This window comes from Burkholderia sp. KL41 (genome assembly GCF_057005415.2).
In genome coordinates, this window is the sequence record NZ_CM174447.1 from 2,648,642 (window position 1) to 2,669,527 (window position 20,886).

21 protein-coding genes are annotated in these 20,886 nt (G+C 69.0%); 13 read left to right on the top strand and 8 right to left on the bottom strand.

From position 1 onward, the window contains the following. Positions 1-43: 43 nt before the first annotated feature. The 3 genes from modA to PQB87_RS29205 are packed head-to-tail and all read left to right on the top strand — an operon-like array spanning position 44 to position 2,286. Positions 44-841: a molybdate ABC transporter substrate-binding protein gene (modA, locus tag PQB87_RS29195; RefSeq protein ID WP_048022276.1), complete on the top strand. Its 798-nt coding sequence runs from the start codon at positions 44-46 to the stop codon at positions 839-841. Between the two features lie 10 nt (positions 842-851). Beyond that, positions 852-1,529, top strand: coding sequence for a molybdate ABC transporter permease subunit (modB, locus tag PQB87_RS29200; RefSeq protein WP_489243084.1), 678 nt, complete (start codon positions 852-854; stop codon positions 1,527-1,529). A gap of 55 nt (positions 1,530-1,584) precedes the next feature. Beyond that, positions 1,585-2,286 (top strand): sulfate/molybdate ABC transporter ATP-binding protein, encoded by a 702-nt coding sequence (locus PQB87_RS29205; RefSeq protein ID WP_059684434.1) that lies wholly within the window; start codon positions 1,585-1,587, stop codon positions 2,284-2,286. 175 nt (positions 2,287-2,461) lie between these two features. Here PQB87_RS29205 and PQB87_RS29210 read toward each other — a convergent pair whose 3' ends face one another. The 3 genes from PQB87_RS29210 to PQB87_RS29220 form a co-directional block, all read right to left on the bottom strand. Further along, positions 2,462-3,298 (bottom strand): TOBE domain-containing protein, encoded by an 837-nt coding sequence (locus PQB87_RS29210; RefSeq protein ID WP_060274895.1) that lies wholly within the window; start codon positions 3,296-3,298, stop codon positions 2,462-2,464. 76 nt (positions 3,299-3,374) lie between these two features. Further along, entirely contained in the window at positions 3,375-4,994 is a 1,620-nt protein-coding gene (locus PQB87_RS29215) for a CHAD domain-containing protein (RefSeq protein ID WP_489243085.1), read from the bottom strand. A gap of 129 nt (positions 4,995-5,123) precedes the next feature. Further along, complete coding sequence (locus PQB87_RS29220; protein ID WP_059684439.1) at positions 5,124-5,507, bottom strand: tautomerase family protein; 384 nt, start codon at positions 5,505-5,507, stop codon at positions 5,124-5,126. 118 nt (positions 5,508-5,625) lie between these two features. Between PQB87_RS29220 and PQB87_RS29225 the strand changes: the two genes are divergently transcribed. From PQB87_RS29225 to PQB87_RS29245, 5 genes are all read left to right on the top strand, one after another. Next, positions 5,626-6,483 carry a LysR family transcriptional regulator gene (locus PQB87_RS29225; protein ID WP_021156298.1) on the top strand — a complete coding sequence of 286 codons (858 nt, stop codon included), beginning with the start codon at positions 5,626-5,628 and terminating at the stop codon, positions 6,481-6,483. Positions 6,484-6,524: 41 nt separating this feature from the next. Continuing rightward, positions 6,525-7,448, top strand: coding sequence for a DMT family transporter (locus PQB87_RS29230; RefSeq protein ID WP_059684441.1), 924 nt, complete (start codon positions 6,525-6,527; stop codon positions 7,446-7,448). A gap of 67 nt (positions 7,449-7,515) precedes the next feature. Further along, positions 7,516-8,295, top strand: coding sequence for a sensor histidine kinase (locus PQB87_RS29235; RefSeq protein WP_489243086.1), 780 nt, complete (start codon positions 7,516-7,518; stop codon positions 8,293-8,295). A 76-nt stretch (positions 8,296-8,371) separates the two neighbouring features. Next, on the top strand, positions 8,372-9,715 hold the full coding sequence (locus tag PQB87_RS29240; RefSeq protein ID WP_059684444.1) for a hemolysin family protein: 1,344 nt from the start codon (positions 8,372-8,374) through the stop codon (positions 9,713-9,715). Positions 9,716-9,746: 31 nt separating this feature from the next. Next, complete coding sequence (locus PQB87_RS29245; protein ID WP_489243087.1) at positions 9,747-10,331, top strand: thiamine phosphate synthase; 585 nt, start codon at positions 9,747-9,749, stop codon at positions 10,329-10,331. Positions 10,332-10,401: 70 nt separating this feature from the next. On the opposite strand, the gene PQB87_RS29250 is transcribed toward PQB87_RS29245, so the two are convergent. Then, complete coding sequence (locus PQB87_RS29250) at positions 10,402-12,054, bottom strand: DUF3459 domain-containing protein (RefSeq protein WP_489244304.1); 1,653 nt, start codon at positions 12,052-12,054, stop codon at positions 10,402-10,404. 305 nt (positions 12,055-12,359) lie between these two features. Here PQB87_RS29250 and PQB87_RS29255 point away from each other — a divergent pair, with 305 nt between their 5' ends. Continuing rightward, positions 12,360-13,067 carry a class I SAM-dependent methyltransferase gene (locus tag PQB87_RS29255; protein ID WP_489243088.1) on the top strand — a complete coding sequence of 236 codons (708 nt, stop codon included), beginning with the start codon at positions 12,360-12,362 and terminating at the stop codon, positions 13,065-13,067. Positions 13,068-13,220: 153 nt separating this feature from the next. Continuing rightward, positions 13,221-13,889: a glutathione S-transferase gene (locus PQB87_RS29260; protein WP_489243089.1), complete on the top strand. Its 669-nt coding sequence runs from the start codon at positions 13,221-13,223 to the stop codon at positions 13,887-13,889. Positions 13,890-13,913: 24 nt separating this feature from the next. Here PQB87_RS29260 and PQB87_RS29265 read toward each other — a convergent pair whose 3' ends face one another. Next, on the bottom strand, positions 13,914-14,567 hold the full coding sequence (locus PQB87_RS29265) for a DUF1345 domain-containing protein (protein WP_111939188.1): 654 nt from the start codon (positions 14,565-14,567) through the stop codon (positions 13,914-13,916). A gap of 137 nt (positions 14,568-14,704) precedes the next feature. Here PQB87_RS29265 and PQB87_RS29270 point away from each other — a divergent pair, with 137 nt between their 5' ends. Continuing rightward, positions 14,705-15,436: a metallophosphoesterase gene (locus tag PQB87_RS29270; protein WP_042972649.1), complete on the top strand. Its 732-nt coding sequence runs from the start codon at positions 14,705-14,707 to the stop codon at positions 15,434-15,436. Positions 15,437-15,484: 48 nt separating this feature from the next. On the opposite strand, the gene PQB87_RS29275 is transcribed toward PQB87_RS29270, so the two are convergent. Together PQB87_RS29275 and PQB87_RS29280 are read right to left on the bottom strand one after the other, a co-directional pair. Beyond that, entirely contained in the window at positions 15,485-16,180 is a 696-nt protein-coding gene (locus PQB87_RS29275; RefSeq protein ID WP_027791046.1) for an RES family NAD+ phosphorylase, read from the bottom strand. A gap of 2 nt (positions 16,181-16,182) precedes the next feature. Next, positions 16,183-16,602, bottom strand: coding sequence for an MbcA/ParS/Xre antitoxin family protein (locus PQB87_RS29280; protein ID WP_042972651.1), 420 nt, complete (start codon positions 16,600-16,602; stop codon positions 16,183-16,185). Between the two features lie 233 nt (positions 16,603-16,835). Here PQB87_RS29280 and PQB87_RS29285 point away from each other — a divergent pair, with 233 nt between their 5' ends. Continuing rightward, the gene (locus PQB87_RS29285) at positions 16,836-17,618 is read left to right on the top strand and encodes an ABC transporter substrate-binding protein (RefSeq protein WP_021156310.1); all 783 of its coding nucleotides are present in this window, start codon (positions 16,836-16,838) and stop codon (positions 17,616-17,618) included. A gap of 1,132 nt (positions 17,619-18,750) precedes the next feature. Next, complete coding sequence (locus PQB87_RS29290) at positions 18,751-19,137, top strand: GtrA family protein (RefSeq protein ID WP_153489848.1); 387 nt, start codon at positions 18,751-18,753, stop codon at positions 19,135-19,137. 28 nt (positions 19,138-19,165) lie between these two features. Here the strand turns inward: PQB87_RS29290 and PQB87_RS29295 are convergent, their stop codons facing one another. Beyond that, complete coding sequence (locus PQB87_RS29295) at positions 19,166-20,647, bottom strand: sigma-54 dependent transcriptional regulator (RefSeq protein WP_059684457.1); 1,482 nt, start codon at positions 20,645-20,647, stop codon at positions 19,166-19,168. Positions 20,648-20,886: the final 239 nt, after the last annotated feature.

Here is a 20,886-nt window from a genome sequence, read left to right on the forward strand (position 1 = left end):
CTATATTACGATTACGGTTTCCACCCATTCAAACGAACTCGCCATGCGCTCAACCGTCCGTCCGCTTCGCCGCACCCTGCTTCGCCTGCTGCCGATCGCCACGCTTGCCGCCGGAGTCGCGTTCAGCGCGCCCGCTTCCGCCGCCGGTGAACTCGTCGTGTCGGCCGCCGCCAGCCTGACGAACGCGTTCAAGGCCGTCGGCGATGCGTACGAGAAGCAGCATCCGGATACCAAGGTGCTGTTCAACTTCGGCGCGTCGGACGTGCTGATGCAGCAGATCGCCAAGGGCGCGCCGGCCGACGTGTTCGCGTCGGCCGACCAGAAGGCGATGGATCGTGCGGCCGACGAAAAGGTGATCGTGCCCGGTACGCGTCGCGATTTCGCGGCGAACTCGCTCGTGCTGATCGTGCCGGCGGACAGCCACGCGGCCGCGCCGACGTCGCTGAACGACCTGACCGCATCCGGCGTGAAGCGCATCGCATACGGCGACCCGGCGTCGGTGCCGGTCGGCCGCTACACCGAAGGCGCGCTGCGCGCGGCCGGTGTGTGGGACGCCGTCAGCGCGAAGGGCGTACTGGCCGCCAACGTGCGCCAGAGCCTCGATTACGTCGCACGCGGCGAAGTCGACGCAGGCTTCGTGTTCGGCACCGACGCGGCGATCATGCCGGGCCGCGTGAAGGTCGCCCTGACGGTGCCGACCAAGACCGCCATCACCTACCCGATCGCCGTGGTCAAGGACAGCCGCCACGCCACGCAGGCGCAGTCGTTCATCGACTTCGTCGCGTCGCCGCAAGGCCAGGCCGTGCTGTCGACGTTCGGCTTCAAGCCCGCGGGCAAGTGAGCGTAACGCGATGCAAGACGCCTGGGTCCCGCTGCTGCTGTCGCTGAAGGTTGCCGGCTGGGCGACCGCGCTCGACATCGTGCTCGGCGTCGCGGCCGCGTTCATGCTCGCGCGCTGGCGCTCGCCGCTGCGCGACGTCGTCGATTCCGTGCTGACGCTGCCGCTCGTGCTGCCGCCGACGGTGCTCGGGTATTACCTGCTCGTGCTGCTCGGCCGGCGCGGCGTGTTCGGCGCGTGGCTCGACAGGCTCGGCATCGAACTCGTCTTCACGTGGCAAGGCGCGGTGATCGCGTCGATGGTCGTCGCGTTTCCGTTGATCCTGAAATCGGCGCGGGCGGCATTCGAAGGCGTCGATCCGCATCTCGAACGCGCCGCGCGCACGCTCGGGCTCGGCGAAGCGGCGGTGTTCTTCCGCGTGACGCTGCCGCTCGCCACGCGCGGCATTCTCGCGGGCGCGCTGCTCGCGTTCGCGCGCGCGCTCGGCGAGTTCGGCGCGACGCTGATGATCGCGGGCAACCTGCCCGGCCGCACGCAGACGCTGTCGGTCGCGATCTACGCGGCCGTGCAGGCCGGCGACGACAGCACGGCCAACTTCCTCGTGCTGGTGACGTCGATCACCTGCGTGCTCGTACTGCTCGCGACCTGCTGGCTCGTGCCGTCGCGTGCCCGGCGGAGCCAGCTGACATGACGCGCCTGCCTCGCCCATCGTCTTGCGTGGCCGGCCGGCTTCGACGGAGGCCCGCATGAGCCTCGTCGTCGACATCCGCAAGACCTACGCGAATGCCGAGCGCCGCTTCACGCTCGACATGTCGTTCACCGCGACGATGCAGCGCGTCGTGCTGTTCGGGCCGTCCGGCGCGGGCAAGAGCATGACGCTGCAGGCGATCGCCGGCCTGTTGTCGCCCGACGAAGGCACGATCGTGCTGAACGGCGAACCGCTGTTCGATGCCGCGCGCCGCATCGACGTGCCGACCCGCGAACGTCGCGTCGCGTACCTGTTCCAGGACTACGCGCTGTTTCCGCATCTGAACGTGCGCCAGAACATCGCATTCGGGCTCACGCCGGGGCTGCGCAACCCGCGCGCGAAAGCAGTGCCGCCGGAAGTCGCGTACTGGCTGCAAGCGTTCGATCTCGAGGCGCTCGCAGGGCAGTATCCGTCGCAGTTGTCCGGCGGGCAGAAACAGCGCGTCGCACTCGCGCGCGCACTGGTCGCGCAGCCGCGAATCCTGCTGCTCGACGAACCGTTCGCCGCACTGGACGGCGCAATGCGCCAGCGCATGCGTCACGAGCTCGCCGAGCTGCAGGCGCGGCTCGATATCCCGATGGTGCTGATCTCGCACGATCCCGACGACGTCGCCGCGTTCGGCGACCAGGTCGTGCAGTTGAGCGAAGGACGCGTGCAGGCGACGACGCCGCACGCCGAGTGGCCGACGCGCGTCGCCTGAGCGCGCGAGGCCGTGGTCGTGGTCGTCGTGGCAAGCACGTTGGAGCCTGAGAGAAGCCGCCAGCAGCGGCACAAGCGGAAAGCGGAAACGAAGCCGGCGCCGTACCGATACAGCGGCGACGCCGGCTTCGCTCCGTCCGTCACACAACGGCCGAAGCGCGCCGGTACGCCGCCGCTCAGCCCGTCACCGCAAGAATCACGCTCGACGCCTTGAACAGCGCGATCGCGCGCCGGCCGGCACCGAGCTGCAGCGCATCGACGCTGTCGTTGGTCACGACGGCCGTCAGCGTCCCGCCGCCGTCGAGCGCCAGTGTCACCTCGCTGTTCACCGCGCCCGCTGCGACGGTTTCCACGCGGCCGCGCAGCTGGTTCCGCGCGGACACCTTCAATGCGTGCTCGCCATCGTCGGCCGCGAGCACGACCCAGGACGCCTTCACGAGCGCGCAGGCATCCGCGCCAACCTGCAGGCCGAGCGCATCGGCGCTCTCGTGCGTCAGCACGGCAACGACCGGCTGTCCGCCGGGCAGCGTGAGCGTGACCTCGTCATTGACGGTGCCGCGCACGATCGCCGCGACCTTGCCGAACAACTGGTTGCGCGCGCTGGTCTTCATCCCGATCCGGCCGATCAGCGCCCAGTCGACGTCGAACCCGGCCACGGCCGCGCTCGCGGCCTCGATGAACCGGCGATGCTCGCGCTCGATCGTGCGGAACGCGGCGATCAGCGACGTCGCGCGCGGCGTCAGCGTCGTGCCGCCGCCGCCCTTGCCGCCCGTCGAACGCGCGACGAGCGGTTCGCCCGCGAGATTGTTCATCGTGTCGACGGCATCCCACGCGGCCTTGTAGCTGAGGCCGACGGCCTTCGCCGCGCGCGTGATCGACCCGGTGTCGCCGATCGCCGCGAGCAGCGCGATGCGCGTGGCACCGCCGAGCGTCTGCTCGCCGGCGCGCAGCCACAGCTCGCCGCCCAGTTCGAGCGGTTCGGCGGACGGGGAAGAATGCGGTGCGTCGGTCATCGGGATACGTGCGGGAATTCGACCGGAACCGGAATCGGGCCGGAATCAGGCGGCCATTATAGTCGGCGCGTGCCGCTCAACCCGGCTTGCCGTCGAGCTTCGGCGGCCGCAGGCTGGCAAGCAGCGTCTCGGCGTCGCGCGCCGCGCGCTGCTCGAGCGCCGCGCCGTAGCCGCGCACGAAACCGAGCTGGTACGGCGGCGCCGCCAGTTTCTCGAGATGATGCAGCGCGACTATCGTGTCGTTGGCTTCGCCGAGCACGCTCTGCACGCGCGCGAGCGTCTTGACCGTCTCCGTGCGCGTGCGGCGCGATGCCAACGACGCGAAGAATTCGAGCGCATAGCGCAGCCGCTTCGCATCGATCCGCACCTGGTGACGCGCAGCCGTGTCGAGCGACGTGAGCGATGGCGACGCGTACAGATCGCCGAACAGCCGCCGCACGCGCTTCGTCGCGTGGCGCCGCAGCGAGGGTGCATCGCCGTCTTCGGCGTGCGGCAGCGCAAGCGAGCCCAGCCATTCGAGCCAGCCGAGCGTCAGCCGCGCGTAGCGGGCCGAATGCAGCGCCTGCCGCAGCTCGCCCCGTGCCGCGACACACTGCGCGCGCGCGGCGTCGAGCGTGCCGTTCCATTCGCCGTCGCCGCCGTCGGCTGCGATCAGCGCGGGCAGGCTTTCGGTCGCGAACACGTCCCAGTCGCGCACCGTGCCGAGCAGCGCGGCAAGCCAGTGCATGTCTACGCCGAGCGTGTCCCGCCACTGGCGGTCGGCAAAGCGCGGGAAGAAGCGCATCAACGTGCGCAGGCGGCGCAGCGCGACCCGCATCTGGTGCACGAATTCGGGATCGTCGTACTCGAGCACGCCGCCCTCGTTGCCCAGCCATTGCGCGGTGATGTCGCCGGACAACGCGAACAGCGCGGCGCGCTGCGTGCGCACGCCGGTCAGGTCGACGGGCTGCGCCTTGACGGGCCCACTGGCGGCCGGCTCGGCCGCGCATGCGCGATCGATCACGCTCGTCAGCTGGACGAATGCGGGCCACGCGCCGCTCAGTTCGCGCGCCGCGGCAAACAACGCATGCAGCGCGGCCGTGCGCGCGGCCAGGGTTTCCCAGTCCGGCGCGGCAAGACGCAGTTCGACGTAGCGGCGCGGCGGCTCGCCGCCGCGATGCAACGTGACGTCGTCGAGCGTCATCTCGACCACGACGCCGCTGTCGTCGGCCCACCGCCCGCGCCGCCGCTCGCTGACGAGGCGCAACGCCGACGATTCCGGCTGCATGCCGGCCTCCGGGCGCCCGGTCGTATCCGGCGCGACGCCGTCGACTTCGCCCGTCGCTGCGCCTGCCGCCTCGGGTACGGGCAACGGCATCGCGACGACGATGCCCGCATGCTCCGCGTCGAACAGTTCGCGCATCGTGACCCCAGGCGCAAACACCTTCGTGCGCGACGCAACGACCCGCCTTCCATGCGCATTCGACTCGACCCACGTCCACCAGCTTGCGCCGGGGCTCGGCTCGGCCTCCTCGATCTGGCACGGCTCGATCGTCACGCGCTCATGGCCGCGGCGCATCCGGACCTGCGGGCAGATCCGCCACGCGCGCACGAGTTCGGCACCGAAATCACGCTGCGCGCCGCGGGCGCGACCCGCGACCTTGGCCGGCCACCCTTCCAGCGACAGCGACAACACGATTTCCAGCACACGCGACATGGAGGCTCCTGCACATGAAGAAGCGCCGGCGGTCTTCCGATCGCGCCGGCGTCGTCCGTGAAGCTGCTTCCATAGTACACGCCGCAAAAACGCGCGGGCAACGATCTGGCCCTGTCGCCCTGTCGCAGGTCAAACGGCGTACTGCGCGAGGCCGTTGCCGAACGACCAGTTCTCCTTCAGCACCTCGACGAGACTGATGAATACGTCCTGCTGCCGCACGCCGGGCTGCTGCGCGAGGTTGTCCGCGATCGCCCGGTACAGCGCGCGCTTCTGCTCGAGCGTGCGCGTGTTGTTTGCGGTGATCTGGATCATCACGAGATCGTCGCTGCGTTCGATGTCGAGGTAGTGGCGGCCGAACACGAAGTTCTCGGCCGCATGCTCGGTGACGACCATGAAGATGTCGTCCTCGGGCACGTTGAACGTGTGCATCAGCGCGCGATGCACGCCGTCGACGAGCGCCGCGCGGTACGCGGCCGGTTTGCCTTCGCGGACTGCGATACGGGTGAATGGCATGGTCCTGCTCCTGTCGGTGAAGTTGACGTTGACGTTGAACGAAAACACAGCGTCAGGTTAGGCGCGCCGAACTATAATGAACAGTCATTGATGAATATTTCATCCATTTACATATAAAATGAAAGTCCTCGACCTCGATGCCGTACGCGCGTTCGTGCTGGTCGCCGATCTCGCCAGCTTCACGCGCGCCGCCGACGCGCTCGGCACCACGCAGTCGGCCGTGAGCCTGAAGCTGAAACGGCTGGAAGCGCACCTCGGCAAGCCGCTGCTCGCGCGCACGCCGCGCGTGGTCAAGCTGGCCGCCGACGGCGAGAATTTCCTGCCGGCCGCCCGCGCGCTGCTCGACGCGCACGACCACGCGCTCGGCGCGATCTCGGCCGGCACGCACCGGCTCGCGCTCGGCGTCAGCGAGCATGTCGCCGTGCCCGACCTGCCGGCCGTGCTCACGAGCCTGCATCGGCAGGACCCGGGGCTGTCGCTCGAAATGCATCTCGGGACGTCGACGAACCTGCTCGCGCAATACGACGAACGCCGGTTCGATGCGGTGATCGTGCGGCACGAGCCGGGCGAGGACCCGCCGCGCGAAGACGGCACCTTGCTGTTTTCCGAGCCGCTGGCCTGGCTCGCCGCGCCTGACTGGGCACCGCGTGCGGGCGAACCGCTGCCGCTCGCGGTGCTGGCCGGCCCGTGCGGCGTGCGTGCGGCCGCGCTGCGCGCCCTCGATCATGCGGGGCGGCCGTGGCGAGAACGCTTTACGGGAGGGGGTGTTGCGGCGGTCACGGCCGCCGCCGCCGCGGGGCTTGCCGTCTGCCCGCTCGCACGGCGTGTCGCGCCGCGCACGCTGGTCGACGTCGGCGCGAAATTCGGGCTGCCGCCGCTGCCGCTGTCACAGGTCGTGCTGTACTCGCGCGTGCGCGACCCACGGGCCGCCGCCGCGCTGCGCAGGTTTGCCGACAGCCTTGCAATCTCGGCGTAAACTGACGGGTTTCGCCGCCCGCAATCTCCAGAAGAATTCCAATGAAGCCCGAAGCCCGCAAGCACCTCCGTGCCAACCTGCTGATGCTCGCCGCCGCCGCGATCTGGGGTTCGGCTTTCGTCGCGCAACGCCTGAGCCTCGACGTGATCGGGCCGTTCCTGTTCACGGGGCTGCGCTTCCTGCTCGGCGCGCTGGTGCTGGTGCCGCTGCTGACGCTGAACACGGCGTCGCGCGCGCAGCTCGCGGCGATCCGCCGTGCGCCGGCGCTGCTGCTGCCGGGCCTCGCGCTCGGCGGGCTGCTGGCGGTATCGATATCGCTGCAGCAGATCGGCCTGCAGTACACGCGCATCGCCAACGCGGGGTTCATCAGCTCGCTGTACGTCGTGATCGTGCCGCTGATGGGTGTGTTCGCCCGTCACCGGATCGGCGCGGGCACGTGGTTCGGCGCGCTGCTCGCGGCGATCGGCCTGTATTTCCTCAGTATCGACGAGCACTTCTCAGTGCTGTACGGCGACTGGTTCCAGCTCGCCGGCGCCGTGATCATCGCCGCGCACGTGATGGCCGTCGGCCATTTCGCCCAGCGCCACGATCCGCTCGTGCTCGCGTTCCTGCAATTCCTCGTGTGCGGCGTGGCGTGTCTCGCGGTCGGTCTCGCCGTCGAGCCGGTCAGCGGCGCCATGCTGCGCGGCGCACTGCCGACGCTGCTGTACGGCGGCCTGTTGTCGGTGGGCGTCGGTTATACGCTGCAGGTCGTCGCGCAACGCGACGCCGCGCCCGCGCACGCAGCCGTGATCTTCAGCATGGAAGGCGTGTTCGCGGCGATCGCCGGCTGGGCCGCGCTCGGCGAAACGCTGACGCTGCGCGCGCTCGTCGGCTGCGCGCTGATGCTGGCCGGCCTGCTCGCATGCCAGTTGCTGCCGAACGGCGACGCCCGGAAAAAGGACGAGGACGCACTGCCGGCGTGACACGCACCGTCCCTATAATGGCGGTTCGCGTGATAACCACGCCAACCGCTTCCGACAGGCCCGCTCCGTGACGTCCACTTCCGTCGATCCCGCCGCCGACCTGCTGCGCGAACGCGCAGCGCACTACGCCACCCAGGCGGCGCTGTTCCTGCGCGACCAGGCACTCTCCACCGCGTCGCACGACCTGCGCAGCCCGCTGAATGCCATGCATAGCTGGGCATACGTGCTCGAGCGCCAGCTCGCCAACGCCGATCCGAACCTGCAGCGCGCGCTCGCGGGCATCCGCACCGGGATCGACCAGCAGGTCGCGCTGATCGACGACGTGCTCGATGCGCCGCGCGCGGAAACGCGCACGCTCGCACTCGCGCCGCAGCCGTTCGCGCTGCGCGCGCTGCTCGACGACACGCTCGCGCTCGTCCGTTTCGCGCTCGCCGACGCACGACAGGTCACGCTCGACGCGACGCTGCCGGACGGCGAACCGACGCTGACCGCCGACCGCGAACGCATCGCGCAAGCGCTCTGGACGATGCTGACGGTCGCGGTCGAAGCCAGCGCCGCCGGCGGCCACGTGACGTTCGCGTGCGCGCGCGACAGCGTGCAGTTCACCGCGCGCGCCACATGCACCGTCAACGCCGACACGCTCGCCGATCCCGCGCAGCCGCACGCGTTCGAATCGTTTGCACGACGCGAGCTGCTGCGCGAGCGCGACGCGAAACGCGTCGCGTGGGCGCTTGCGCTCTGCCAGCGCGTCGCGCTCGCACACGGCGGCACGTTCTCGCACGACGCGTTCGCCGATGGCGCAACCGCCACCGTCACGTTCTCCGTCCCCGGCGAGGCGCCGGTGTAAGCCATCGGCCGCCCGATACATTACGAATTCCTTTCTGGCTCTATACTGACGGGCCTGTCATAACCGGAGTGATTCTTTGTTACAGATCTTCGCGCTCATCGGCGCGTTGTTCCTGGTGGCCCTGAACGGGTTCTTCGTCGCGGCCGAATTCGGCCTGGTCAAACTGCGCGCCACGCGCGTCAAGACACTGGCCCGCAAGCACGGCCTGCGCGGCCGCATCCTCGGCATCGTGCACGGTCGGCTCGACGCGTATCTTTCCGCGTGCCAGCTCGGCATCACGCTCGCGTCGCTCGGCCTCGGCTGGGTCGGCGAACCGGCGTTCGCGCAACTGCTCACCCCGCTGCTCGACCTGATCGGCGTGCAGTCGGAGCGCGTCGTGCACCTGATCTCGCTGGTGTTCGCGTTCTCGCTGATCTCGTTCCTGCACATCGTCGTCGGCGAACTGGCGCCGAAGTCGATGGCGATCCGCCAGTCGGAGAAGGTCGGCCTGTGGGTCGCGCTGCCGCTCTATGCGTTCTACTGGGCGATGTACCCGGCAATCTGGGTGCTCAACAACAGCGCCAACGCGGTGCTGCGGCTCGCCGGGCTGTCGGCCGACCATGGCGGCGACGCGCACTACTCGACCGACGAATTGAAGCTGATCCTGCGCAGCCGCCGCAGCACGGCCGGCAACACCGCGCAGCCGGCGCGCGGCACGTACAGCAACGACGAGTGGAACACGCTCGCGCATTCGCTCGATTTTTCGTCGATGACCGTATCGGACCTGATGCGGCCGGCCCATGAAATGATCGGCCTGCGCCGCGACCTGCCGCTGCCCGACAACATGGAGATCGTCGCGCGGCACCGCTTCAGCCGCTATCCGCTGTTCGAGGATGCGTCGCGTGAACAGGTGAGCGGGCTGATCCACCTGAAGGACCTGCTGCTCGCGCGTCACGCGGGCGCCGCGCTCGAAGACCTGTCCGACTACGTGCGCCCCGTGCAGTACGTGAAGCCCGACACGCCGGCCCTCGACCTGTTCCGCCGTTTCCGCAAGGGCGCACCGCACTTCGCGCTGGTCGGCAACAAGGGGGAGAAGCCGATCGGCTTCCTGACGCTCGACAACCTGCTCGGCGCGCTGGTCGGCCAGATCCACGACGAGTTCCGCCAGGGCGACGCCGACTGGAGCCGCCTCGACGACGGCACGCTGATGGGCAAGGGCAGCCTGCCCGTCGTGTCGCTCGAACAGGCGCTCGGCATCGACATCGACGAAGGCCGCGCGGAATCGGTCGGCGGCCTCGTGATCCAGGCACTCAGCGACCTGCCGACCGAAGGGCAGCGCGTGTCGTTCGACCGCTTCGACGTCGTCGTGAAGAAGATGAACGGGCCGCGCATCGTGCTCGTGCGCGTCTACCCGAAGATCGCGAAAGAGGCCGACGAATGACGGCCGCGCGTGGCTGCCGCCGGCGCACGCGATGAACGCGACGCTGCCGCGCTGCTGCGTGATCACGCCCGAGCCGGCGTCCGCGTCGGCCGCCGATTGCGCGGCGTTCCTCGACCGGCTGTCGGCCGTGCTCGCGCGCGGCGCGACGCTCGTGCAACTGCGCGTGAAATCGCTCGACGCAGCCGCGTTTGCGCAGCTCGCCGCCGCGGCGCTCGCGCGCTGCGACGCGGCCGGCGCACACCTGATGCTGAACGGCCCGATCGATGCAGCCGGCGTGATGCGGCTCGACGGCGCCGGCTGGCATCTCGACGGCCCCGCGTTGCGCGCCGCCGCGCAGCGGCCGTTGCCGGCCGGAAGATGGGTGTCCGCGGCCTGCCACACGCGCGACGACCTGCTGCTGGCCGCACGCGCCGGCGCGGATTTCGTCACGCTGTCGCCGGTGTTGCCGACGCTCAGCCATCCCGGTGCGCCGACGCTCGGCTGGACGCAGTTCGGCACGCTGGCCGCCGAGGCCGCGATGCCCGTCTTCGCGCTCGGCGGCATGAAACGGTCCCACCTCGACGAGGCACGCCGCCACGGCGCACACGGCATCGCGGGCATTCGCGGGTTCTGGTAGTCCGGGGATTTCCGGCGACGCAACCGGGCGCAGATGCGCCCGGCCGTTCGGACATTACCGCCTCACGTCGTCATGCGTTCAGGTTCGGGCGCATTCCGCGCCACGCGCCGTCGTCGATGCGACGCGCATCGTGCGTGAGTGCATACCGGTTGACGTCACCCGTCAGCCACGCGACGAGCGAGTACGGCGGCAACTCCCCATCATCGACCCGGTCGCGCGCACGCGCCGGCGTCTCGAACACGACCCGCCCTCTCGGCGCATCGAACGGCACCGCCTCGGGCGACAGATTCAACGCGATCGTCAGCGTCTCGTCGTCGGCAAGCCGCCATGACGCAAGCAGCGCGTCGGCATCGCCGTCGCCGTCCGACTTCAGCGCACGCGCATCCTGCGGCCGGCAATCGGACAACCTCGGCGCGATCAGCTTCGCGCGCACCGCCAGCGCCGACTGCACGAAATGCGCGCGATCGGCGTCGCGCGCGGTTTCGTCGAAGATCAACGGGATCTGCGGCGTGAGCAGCGACAGCGCAAGCGCGGCCAGACCGGCCTCCTGCCCGTGGTCGCCCTGCCCGCTGTCGCGCCACGCGCCATCGGACAGCACCAGCGACGTCAACGACAGCCCGCTGTCGGCAGCCATGCCATCGCCCGACCCGGCCGGCTGGAATGCGGCCCCGGCCGCGGTCAGCGCGCGGGCGAGCGTGTGGATCGACTGGTGCGCGGAAATGCCTTCATGAGCCGACGTGTCGCGGCCCGTCAGCCGGTGCAGCGCGCGTTCGCCGCACCCGTTCCACTGCGCATCGAAATGGGTATCGGCAAGATGCGCGGGATGTCGCTCGCTGCCGAGTACGAGATGGATGAGCCGGTCGGCCGGCACCGCCGCGCGCACGCGGTCCGCGATCTCGCGCAGCCACGACACGCCGATCCGGTCGGCTTCGCGCAGGCGCAGCCCGTCGCAACGGTATTCGTCGATCCAGTACAGCGCGTTGTCGCAGAAGAAATCGCAGACTTCCGGATGATCGAGCGCGAGCGGCGACGCCTGCAGCGGATCGTCGCGCGTATGGAAGAACGGCGCCGCATAGTGGCGCAGCGCATCGGTGCCGCTGCCGAAGCGCGCGTAGTCGAGTTCCAGCAGCACCGCGAGACCGTAGCCGTGCGCATCGTCGATCAGCGCTTTCAGCGCGTCGGGGCCGCCTTCGGCCGCGAGCGGCGCGAACGGCAGGCTGTCGTGCGGCGACGCGAGCAGCTCCAGCGCGGTCACGCCGAGGCGCGCGAGTTGCGGCAGGCGCCGGCGCACGCCGCCGAAGCCGCCCACCGCGTGCGGGCGAATCGCATAGAGCGAGATGTCTTCCCATGCGCGCCCGCGCCAGAACGTGTTGCGCCACGTGAACGCGCGCGGATCGACGACCTCGCTCGGGCCGTTGAGCCCCTCGGGTTGCGAGCGCGATGCGGGATCGGGAATCGATACCGTATCGTCGAGGCGATAGCGGTAAAGCGCCCCCGCGCCGCAATCGGCAAAGACTTCGAACCAGTTCGTGCCGGCAGCCGTCATCGGAACGAGCAACGGGCCGAAACCGGTGTCGAGTTCGAGCTGGACCTGCGTGCTGCCCGGTGCCCACACGCGAAAATGCGTGCGCGGCGTCGCGCAGAGCGCGCCACAGGGCTGTGCGCCGAACGGCAGGCAGTGAATGTAGTGCTGCGCATACGGGTCGTGCGGACAATCGGACATCATGCGCTCCTCGTGCGTACCGAGCGGCATGGCCGCGCCAGCGGCGCGGCACATCGGGGCCCGGCATGCGACGGCCAGGCGGGGGGAGAAACGAGTATGCGCCGGATTCGCCATCGCAATGCAACGTCCCCGGACATTATTAAATGCGAATCGACCCCTGGAAAACCCGCGGTCCGGCAAGCGCCGGCGAGGCAGGTAGCCCGCATACCGGAATGCCTGCTCGCCTTGTTGCACCGGCCGTGCACGCTTACGCTCTGCGCGATGCTCGTGGACACACCGTCCGCGCCCGACCCGAGGAACCCGCCATGTCGCTTCCCGCCAGTGCCGCCAAATTCGATCCGGCACGCGCACACGAATACGCCGAGCAATCCCGCATCGCACTCGCCGGCTACGATGCCTGCCATGAACTCACCGCGTGCATGCTCGCGTCGGCAATCGCTGCACCCGATGCGCGGATCCTCGTCGCGGGCGCGGGCGGCACGGGGCAGGAAATCTGCGTGGCGGCCGCGCTCGAGCCGGGCTGGCGGTTCACGGCCGTCGACCCGTCCGGGCCGATGCTCGCGCTCGCGCGCTCGAACGTCGAGGCCGCGGGCTGCGGCGCGCGAACGGCGTTCGTCGAGGACGGTGTCGATGCGTTGCCCGACACGCCCGCGTTCGACGGCGCGACGCTGATCGGCGTGCTGCATCACGTCCCGGGCGACGAAGCGAAGGCGGCGCTGCTGCAGGCGATCGCGCGACGCCTGAAACCCGGCGCGCCGCTCGTGCTCGCCGGCAATCATCGCCGCTACGCGGACCACCCTCGCCTGCTCGACGCATGGCAGCAGCGCTGGCGCATGAAAGGCGCGACGCCCGACGCGGTGCGCGCGCAACTCGCGAAGATCCTGAAGGGCGCCGATCCGCCCGCGTCCGAGGAAGCCGTGTTCGCCCTGATGCGCGATGCGGGCTTCGATGCACCGCTGCGCTTTTTCGCGAGCCTGTTCTGGGGCGCGTGGATCGCCGTCCGGCGCGCGTGATGGATCGGGGCGGTCGGCCAGACGCGGTCGGCTAGACGCGGTCGGCCAGACGCGGTCGGCCAGACGCGTCGCGCCACGTCGCGCGACGCGTTTCGCTTGTGCGCCACCCGCGCTGGGTATGATGTCGTTCCCGCCCCCACTTCCGGCGTCGACATGCTCACCGTCCATCACCTGAACAACTCGCGCTCGCAGCGCGTGCTCTGGCTGCTCGAAGAACTGGATGTGCCCTACGAGATCGTGCGCTACGCGCGCGACCCGAAGACGATGCTCGCACCGCCCGAGTTGCGCGCAATCCATCCGCTCGGCAAGTCGCCGGTCGTCACCGACGAGGGCCGCACGTACGCCGAATCGGGCGCGATCATCGAATACCTGGTCGAACGCTACGGCAACGGGCGCCTGGCGCCGCCGCCCGGCACGCCCGAGCGGCACGACTACACGTACTGGCTGCACTACGCGGAAGGATCGGCGATGCCGCCGCTGCTGCTCAAGCTCGTCGCGCTGCGGATCGCGCATGCGCCGATGCCGTTCTTCGCGCGGTCGATCGCGCGCAAGATCGCCGACACGCTGCAGTCGGGCTTCGTCGATCCGCAGATCTCGCTGCATCTCGGCCATGTCGACGGTGCGCTGCAGCGCACCGGCTGGTTCGTCGGCGACAGCTTCAGCGCGGCCGACATCCAGATGAGCTTTCCGCTCGAGGCCGCGACCGCGCGCGGCGGCGACGGCCGGCATCCCGCGATCGAGCGCTTTCTCGCCGCGATCCACGCACGGCCGGCATACCGGCGCGCGCTGGAGCGCGGCGGCCCGTACGAGCTTCTCAAATGACGCAGCGCACGACCGTGGCCCGCGTCAGCTCAGCAGGCCGGCTGCCACGTTGATCGACAGCCCGAGCACGGCCATGTTGAAGTAGAACGACAGGATCGACTGCGCGAGCACCGAGCGCCGCGCGGAGCGGTTCGCCAGCGACACGTCGGCCGTCTGCGACGCGACCGCGAGCGTGAACGCGAAATACAGGAAATCCCAGTAATCGGGTTCCGGATTGCTGTCGGGGAAGCGCAGCGCGCGGTCGTTGGATGGCGAGCCGTAATAGAGGCGCGCGTAGTGCAGCGTGAAGATCGTCGGGATCAGGAACCATGCGCCGAACAGCGTCGCGCCCGTCACCGCGTAATGGCCGAGCCCCGCGCGAAACCCGACACCCTTGGCCGTCGCCAGTTCGATCGCGATCGCGGCCACGCTCGCGACCGTCGCGAGGCAGACGACCGTCAGCACGGTCGTCGCGTTTTCATCCTCGCGGATCGCGATTTCACGCACCTTGTAATGGTGCGCGGTGACCATGCGCACCCACATCAGCGCGAGATACAGCCAGATCGCGCAATCCCAGCCGATCAGCGCACGCACGGTCGGACGCAGCGGAAACGGCAGCAGCACCGCGCACAGCACGCCCGCGACGAACGCCGCGACCATGCGCGGCCGGTTGCGTAATACCTGCGGATAAAACGTCATTGTGTGATTCCGAAAGCAGATGGAAAGGGTTCGGCCGACGCGCGGGACACCCCGCCGCGCCGCACCGGCGGGTAGCGCCCCGATTATCGTCATTCCGTCGTGACGTGGCGATGGGCGCGAGCGCCTAAGATAATGGGATGACTGCCACCGCCCCCCTCTGCCACCATCCCGCGAATACGGCCGGCCGTGACTTCGTCGTCGGCGACCTGCACGGCTGCGTGGATGTGCTGCGCGCGCTGTTGCACGACACCCGCTTCGATCCGGCTCGCGACCGCCTGTTCTCGGTCGGCGACCTCGTCGACCGCGGCCCTGCATCCGAAACCACGCTCGACCTGCTCGACCGCCCATGGTGCCACGTCGTGCGCGGCAATCACGAGGAAGTGCTGAGCCTCGTGGCGCGCGGCAAGCTGTCGCCCGACGCGTGGCGCGGAATCGGCGGCGACTGGGGCGCCGACCTGCCGGCGGAACGGCTCCACGCGCACGCGGCGCGCGTCGACGCGCTGCCGCTGGTGCGCGTGATCGGCGACGGTCCCGGGCGCTTCAACGTGCTGCATGCGGAATTCTTCGGCTCGGACGCCGATCTCGACACGGGCAACTATTCGCACGACGTGCGCGAACGGCTGATCTGGGGCCGCGATCTCGTCCAGGGGCTCGCCGATCCGGCGCGGCAGGCCGGGCTGTCGCTGACCTGCACCGGGCACACGCCGGTGCGCGCACCGCAGCGGATCGGCGCGCAGTGGTTCATCGACACGGGTGCGTTCGCACCGGCCGGGCGGCTCACGCTCGTCGAGCCGCGCACCGGGCGCACCTGGTCGATGACGCAGGCCGAGGCGCGCGAACGCCACGCGGGCGACTGGCCGCTGCCCTGATGCCCTGATGCCCTGATGCCCTGATGCCCTGATGCCCGCGAGCGCACGTTAGCCGACCTGGTTCAGTTCGAACACCGCATCGACGGCCGAGCCGTTCCAGTTGTATTCGAGGTAGGCCGCGTGATGGCAATCGCGCAGCAGCGCGGTGCGGAACGCCGCCAGGCACTCGCCGCGCGGGTCGCGCACCGACGGATAGACGATCCCCGCGCCGCCGGCATTGCGCACCGCGCGGCCGAGTGCCTGCCCGGCGCTGTAATCGAGCGGGTGCAGCAACGCCGGATCGCGTTTCGGCCACATGCGCACGTCAGCCACGTCGCCTTGCGCGATCACCGTATAGAGCCGCATCTGCTGGCGCATCGGCGGCTCCTTCGTCGCCGCCAGGAACAGCGCGCTGTGATAACGCGTTTCGGCGATCGCCGTATCGCGCGAGCGCGCGCAGTAGAACACGCCGTAGCTGCCGTCGGAAAAACGGCTGCCCTGCGGATTCAGGTGCGTGAACGCGGCCATGATCGGCCCCCAGCCCAGCCCGTAACGACGTTCGGCGGGCGGGACGAGGTCGAGCGTGCCGACTTCGTTGCGAATGCGGTCGTTGGTCAGCGATTCGAGCGCGTACAGCGCGTCGAAATCGTCCGCCGACGCAACGCGGTCGAACAGGTTGATTGCCGGGAAACGGGTGGGGATCACGCGATAGGCAGGCGCCCAGTCGACCGCGGTCGTGGGCCATTGTTGTGCTTGGATCGGCATCGTCACGCCCAGCCACCTCGCATCGCGTCGAGATATTGGCGGACGGCGACCAGATCGCCGACGTTGCCGGCGAGCATCCGGTCGAGTGCGCGCTTGCCGCCGAACGGCGCCGCGTCGTTGGGCCGCTTGACCCACGCATCGGCCGCGGCCGGCTGCGGCAGCAGGATCTGCAACGCCTTGTAGATGCCGAGCAGCAGCGATAGCCGCTCGAGCGTATCGCGCGGCAGCCGTGCCGATTCCGGCGTGGCCTTCCACTTGAAGAACGTCGAACGGCCGGGCGACCCGAGCAGCACGATCTGTTCGTCGATCGTCAGCTCCCAGTCGCGCGCGATGTTGAAAAACGCACGCAGGCCGGCCGCCGACATCTGCGCGACCGAGGCCTGCGGCGGGGAGGAGTGCGATTCGTAGGCGGGCTGTGACATGATCGTTAGTCTCGAAACGAATTTACTAACAAGATTAGTCCATTTTCGTATTTTTGCAAGGGTCGGCACCCGGCGACCGATTCACGCATCCGGCAAAACGATATTTTTTGTCCATTCTGGACTCTTATTTCATTTTCTGCGTTAATGGCCGTGCGGACACCGCGCGCAGATGCGGCTCGGGTCCGTGAAACCGTGTCGCACAGAACCGGAAGCACCCCGCCAAGGAACGCACCATGAAGAGACTGATTGCCGCTGTTTCGATCGCCCTGCTCGCGGTATCCGCAGGCCCCGCCGTCGCGAAGGACTGGACCACCATCCGCTTCGGCACCGACGCCAGCTACGCGCCGTTCGAGTCGAAGGCGCCCGACGGCAAGCTCGTCGGCTTCGACATCGACCTCGGCAACGAGATCTGCGCGCGCCTGAAGGCGAAGTGCGTGTGGCTCGAGAACGATTTCGACGGGATGATTCCGGCGCTGAAGGCGAAGAAGTTCGACGCGGTGCTGTCGTCGATGTCGATCACGCCGCAGCGTGCGCAGCAGATCGGCTTCACCACGAAGATCTACAACCAGCCGACGCGGCTCGTCGTGAAGAAGGGCTCGCCGCTGCTGCCGACGGCCGAATCGCTGAAGGGCAAATCGATCGGCGTCGAGCAGGGCACGACGCAGGAAACGTACGCAAAGGCGTACTGGGGCAAGCAAGGCGCGAACGTCGTGTCGTACCAGAACCAGGACGGCGTGTACGCGGACCTGACCTCGGGCCGCCTCGACGCGGCGCTGCAGGATGAAGTACAGGCCGCGATCGGGTTCCTGAAATCGTCGCGCGGCGCGAACTACACGTTCGTCGGCCCGGAGCTCGTCGACGAGAAGGTGCTCGGCATCGGCGCCGGCATCGGGCTGCGCAAGGAAGACACCGACCTGAAGGCGAAGATCGACGGCGCAATCCTCGACATGGTCAAGGACGGCACCTACAAGCGGCTCGCGTCGAAGTACTTCGACTTCGACATCTACGGCGGCTGAAACGGCGTCGCGCGCGTACGGGCGCCACTCCCGTCGCGCGCGTCCGACCGCCCCTCCCCTCACCACCGGACGGCAACGGCATGACGCCGTTTGCCGTCGCATCGAATGCATCATCCGTCGCACGCGCGGCAAGACCCTCGTGCTTCATTCGGATTGCAGATCAATCGTCCGCGGCGACGATGCCCGGCGCGAACGGATATCGTGCGGCTTCGGTCAATAGGCGAAGACCGGGCGTCGAGGTACCGGCGCCCGAGCGCACATGCCCTTGCGAATCGGGTTCGCGTGCAGGAAAGTACCGACCCGGCGTGGATGACCGGCAATCAGCCGGATCCGCCTCGCACCGGGCGCGGAGAGATGGCCTGTCGATGCATGCCGGCCGGCCGAGAGAACGACATGCGACCGGCAATGCTCCGCATCACTGCGATCGCGGCCTGCCGGCCGCGGCGTGTGGCGATCGATCATTTTTCTACCCCGTATCAGTCTGATGGTTGTTCCGGCAACCGGACCAGGCCGGTGCCCCGACGATCAGGCGACGACGCTCCGTGCTCGCCGGAACGCGGCTGTTGCGCCGCGCTCCGCCGCCGCATCCCCGCGGACCGTGTCCTGGCCGGTACTGACAGGGTTCGCTGCCGAACCGGACGGACCGTGCATCGTCGACCTTCGCACGCCCACATTCGCAAGGAGCGGGCCAGCTTCGCGCGAGCCCGTCCGGACAAGGGGCCGGCCGGGCAGCGTGGCGGCCGGAACGGGTGCCGAATGCGGGAAGTTACGAAACTGAAACACGCGGCGCGCGGCACGCGCCGGCCGCGTGGCGGCCCTGCCTTGCCGGATAAGGCTGAACAATGAAGCACGGCATTTTTACCGATGGACGGCCGGTCGTTCACGTCGATTCACCACGCAAATTCGCATGGCCGCCGACGCGAAATGTTTCACGCGCTTTACATGCCGTCGGCAGCACGCGGGCCGCGGGTTGCCCGCGCTAACCATCCGCCGGTGCCGGGCCGGCCGGGCGCACGGCTATACTGCGAAACCGGCGGGCGTCGTGTTCGCATCGGCGCCTCCGGCCGGCGGATGCCGTGCCGCACGACGACGCCCCGCACGCCGCCACACCGCCCGAACGATCGCCCCGCCGATGATCCGTACCCTCTATATCGCCGAACGCGCCAGACTGATTCGCTTCGGTGTGTCGGGCCTCGGTTCGACCGCGCTGCATGCGTTGATCGCGGCCGCGATGTTCGCGCTGTCCGACGCGACGCCCGTGACCGCGAATGCGGTCGCGTTCGCCTGCTCGACCGCGTTCTCGTATCTCGCCAACACGCTGTGGAGTTTTTCGTCGCCCGTGACGTGGGGCAACTTCATGCGCTTTCTCGCCGTCGCGATGGTCGGCCTCGTCGTGACGATGCTGCTTGCGCACGGCGCCGTGACGCTCGGGCTGGCACGCGCGTGGAGCGTCGTCGCGGTCGTGCTGTGCGTACCGCCCGTCACGTTCGTGCTGCACCGGCTCTGGACCTATCGCTGAACCGGCTCACGCGTCGCGCGTGCGCCGCTCAGCCGACCCGCTGATGCCCCGCGTCGCCGGACGGCGCACCGTCGTGCCCGCCGTTGTCGCCGTTCCCGCCGTTGTTGTCGTGATCGTTCAGCCCGTGCTCGATCATCATCCGGTAGAGCGTCACGCGCGAAATGCCGAGTTCGGCGGCGGCCTTGTTGATCCGGTGATCGTTGCGCAGCAGCGCATTCTCGATCGCGGTGCGCTCGGCGAACGCCCGCGCCTGTTCGAGTGTCACGGGTTCGGTTTCGCCCGGCGTATCGAGCCCGAGATCGTGCGGCGTCAGCAACCGGCTCTCGGCCATCACGATCGCGCGCCGCACGCGGTTGATCAGCTCGCGCACGTTGCCGGGCCACTCGTAGCGCCGCATCGCGTCGAGCGCGGCCGACGTGAAGCCGCTGATCTTGCGGCCGCTATCGGCCTTGTACTTCTGCAGCACGTAGTGCGCGAGGATGTCGATGTCCTTGCCGCGCGCGCGCAGCGGCGGCTCGTGGATGCGCAGCACGCACAGGCGGTGATACAGGTCGGCGCGAAAGCGCCCGGCCTCGACCGCGCCGTCGAGATCCACGTGGGTGGCCGAGATGATCCGTACGTCGACCGGAATCGATTCCTGCCCGCCGAGCCGCTCGATCTTCCCTTCCTGCAGGAAGCGCAGCAGGCTCGCCTGGCTTTCGACCGGCATGTCGCCGATTTCGTCGAGAAACAGCGTGCCGCCGTTCGCCGATTCGATCCGGCCCGCGCGACGCTGGTTCGCGCCGGTGAACGCGCCGCGCTCGTAGCCGAACAGTTCCGACTGCAGCAGGTGATGCGGAATCGCGCCGCAATTGATCGCGATGAACGGCCCCTTGCCGCGGCCGGAACGCTCGTGAATCGCGAGCGCCGTCAGCTCCTTGCCGGTGCCCGACTCGCCCGAAATGAACACGCTCGCGTCCGTCTTCGCGACCTTGCGGATCGTGCTGAACAGCTGCTGCATCGCCTCGCAGTTGCCGATCATTCCGTGTTCGCCAATCGACGCCGCGTAGGCCGCGCCATCGACGCGATCGAGCGCGGCCATCCCGCGCGCGTGGCCGAGCACGTGCGAAATCCACTCGTACGGCAACGGAAGGGTCACGTAGTCGAAGCAGTAGCTGCGGATCAGCTCGCGCACGGCCGGGCCGATCGTGACACCGGCCTGGGCGATGGAAATCCAGCCGATCGACGGCTGGCTCAGGCATGCCTTCAGCGCGGGATACTCGCGCGACGTGAACCCGGAGAAATCGACCAGCCCGGCGGCGACGCTCACGCCGGACGTCATGTTCTGCGCGGCGCCGGCGGTCTTCGCGACGGAGATTTCCCAGCCCAGCCCGCGCAGTTGTGCAAGCAACGGCTCGTCGGGCGAACGCATGATCACGAACAGCTTGCGTCCATCCTCGGGCGCGGTGACGGACACATGCGTCATCTCGGGCACCGTGTGCCCGTTTGCCTCAGGTGACCTAGCAACCATCGTTGTTCCCCGCTTGGCATTGGTATCGCGCGCCCGGCTCGCCGCCGCGTGCGACGAACCTCGATCGAACCGACATATTGGCCGCATTTCCGTCCGAATAAAATCCCCCCGTGCATGAATCGCGCGTGAGGTGGACAGTGTCATCAACGGTATATCGATGTGGCCGGCGCGCGGCTAGATGGGTGTTATCCCGGTGGCGTGCGCGGCGCGGGCGGTCCACGGGTGGCCACGCGACGCGC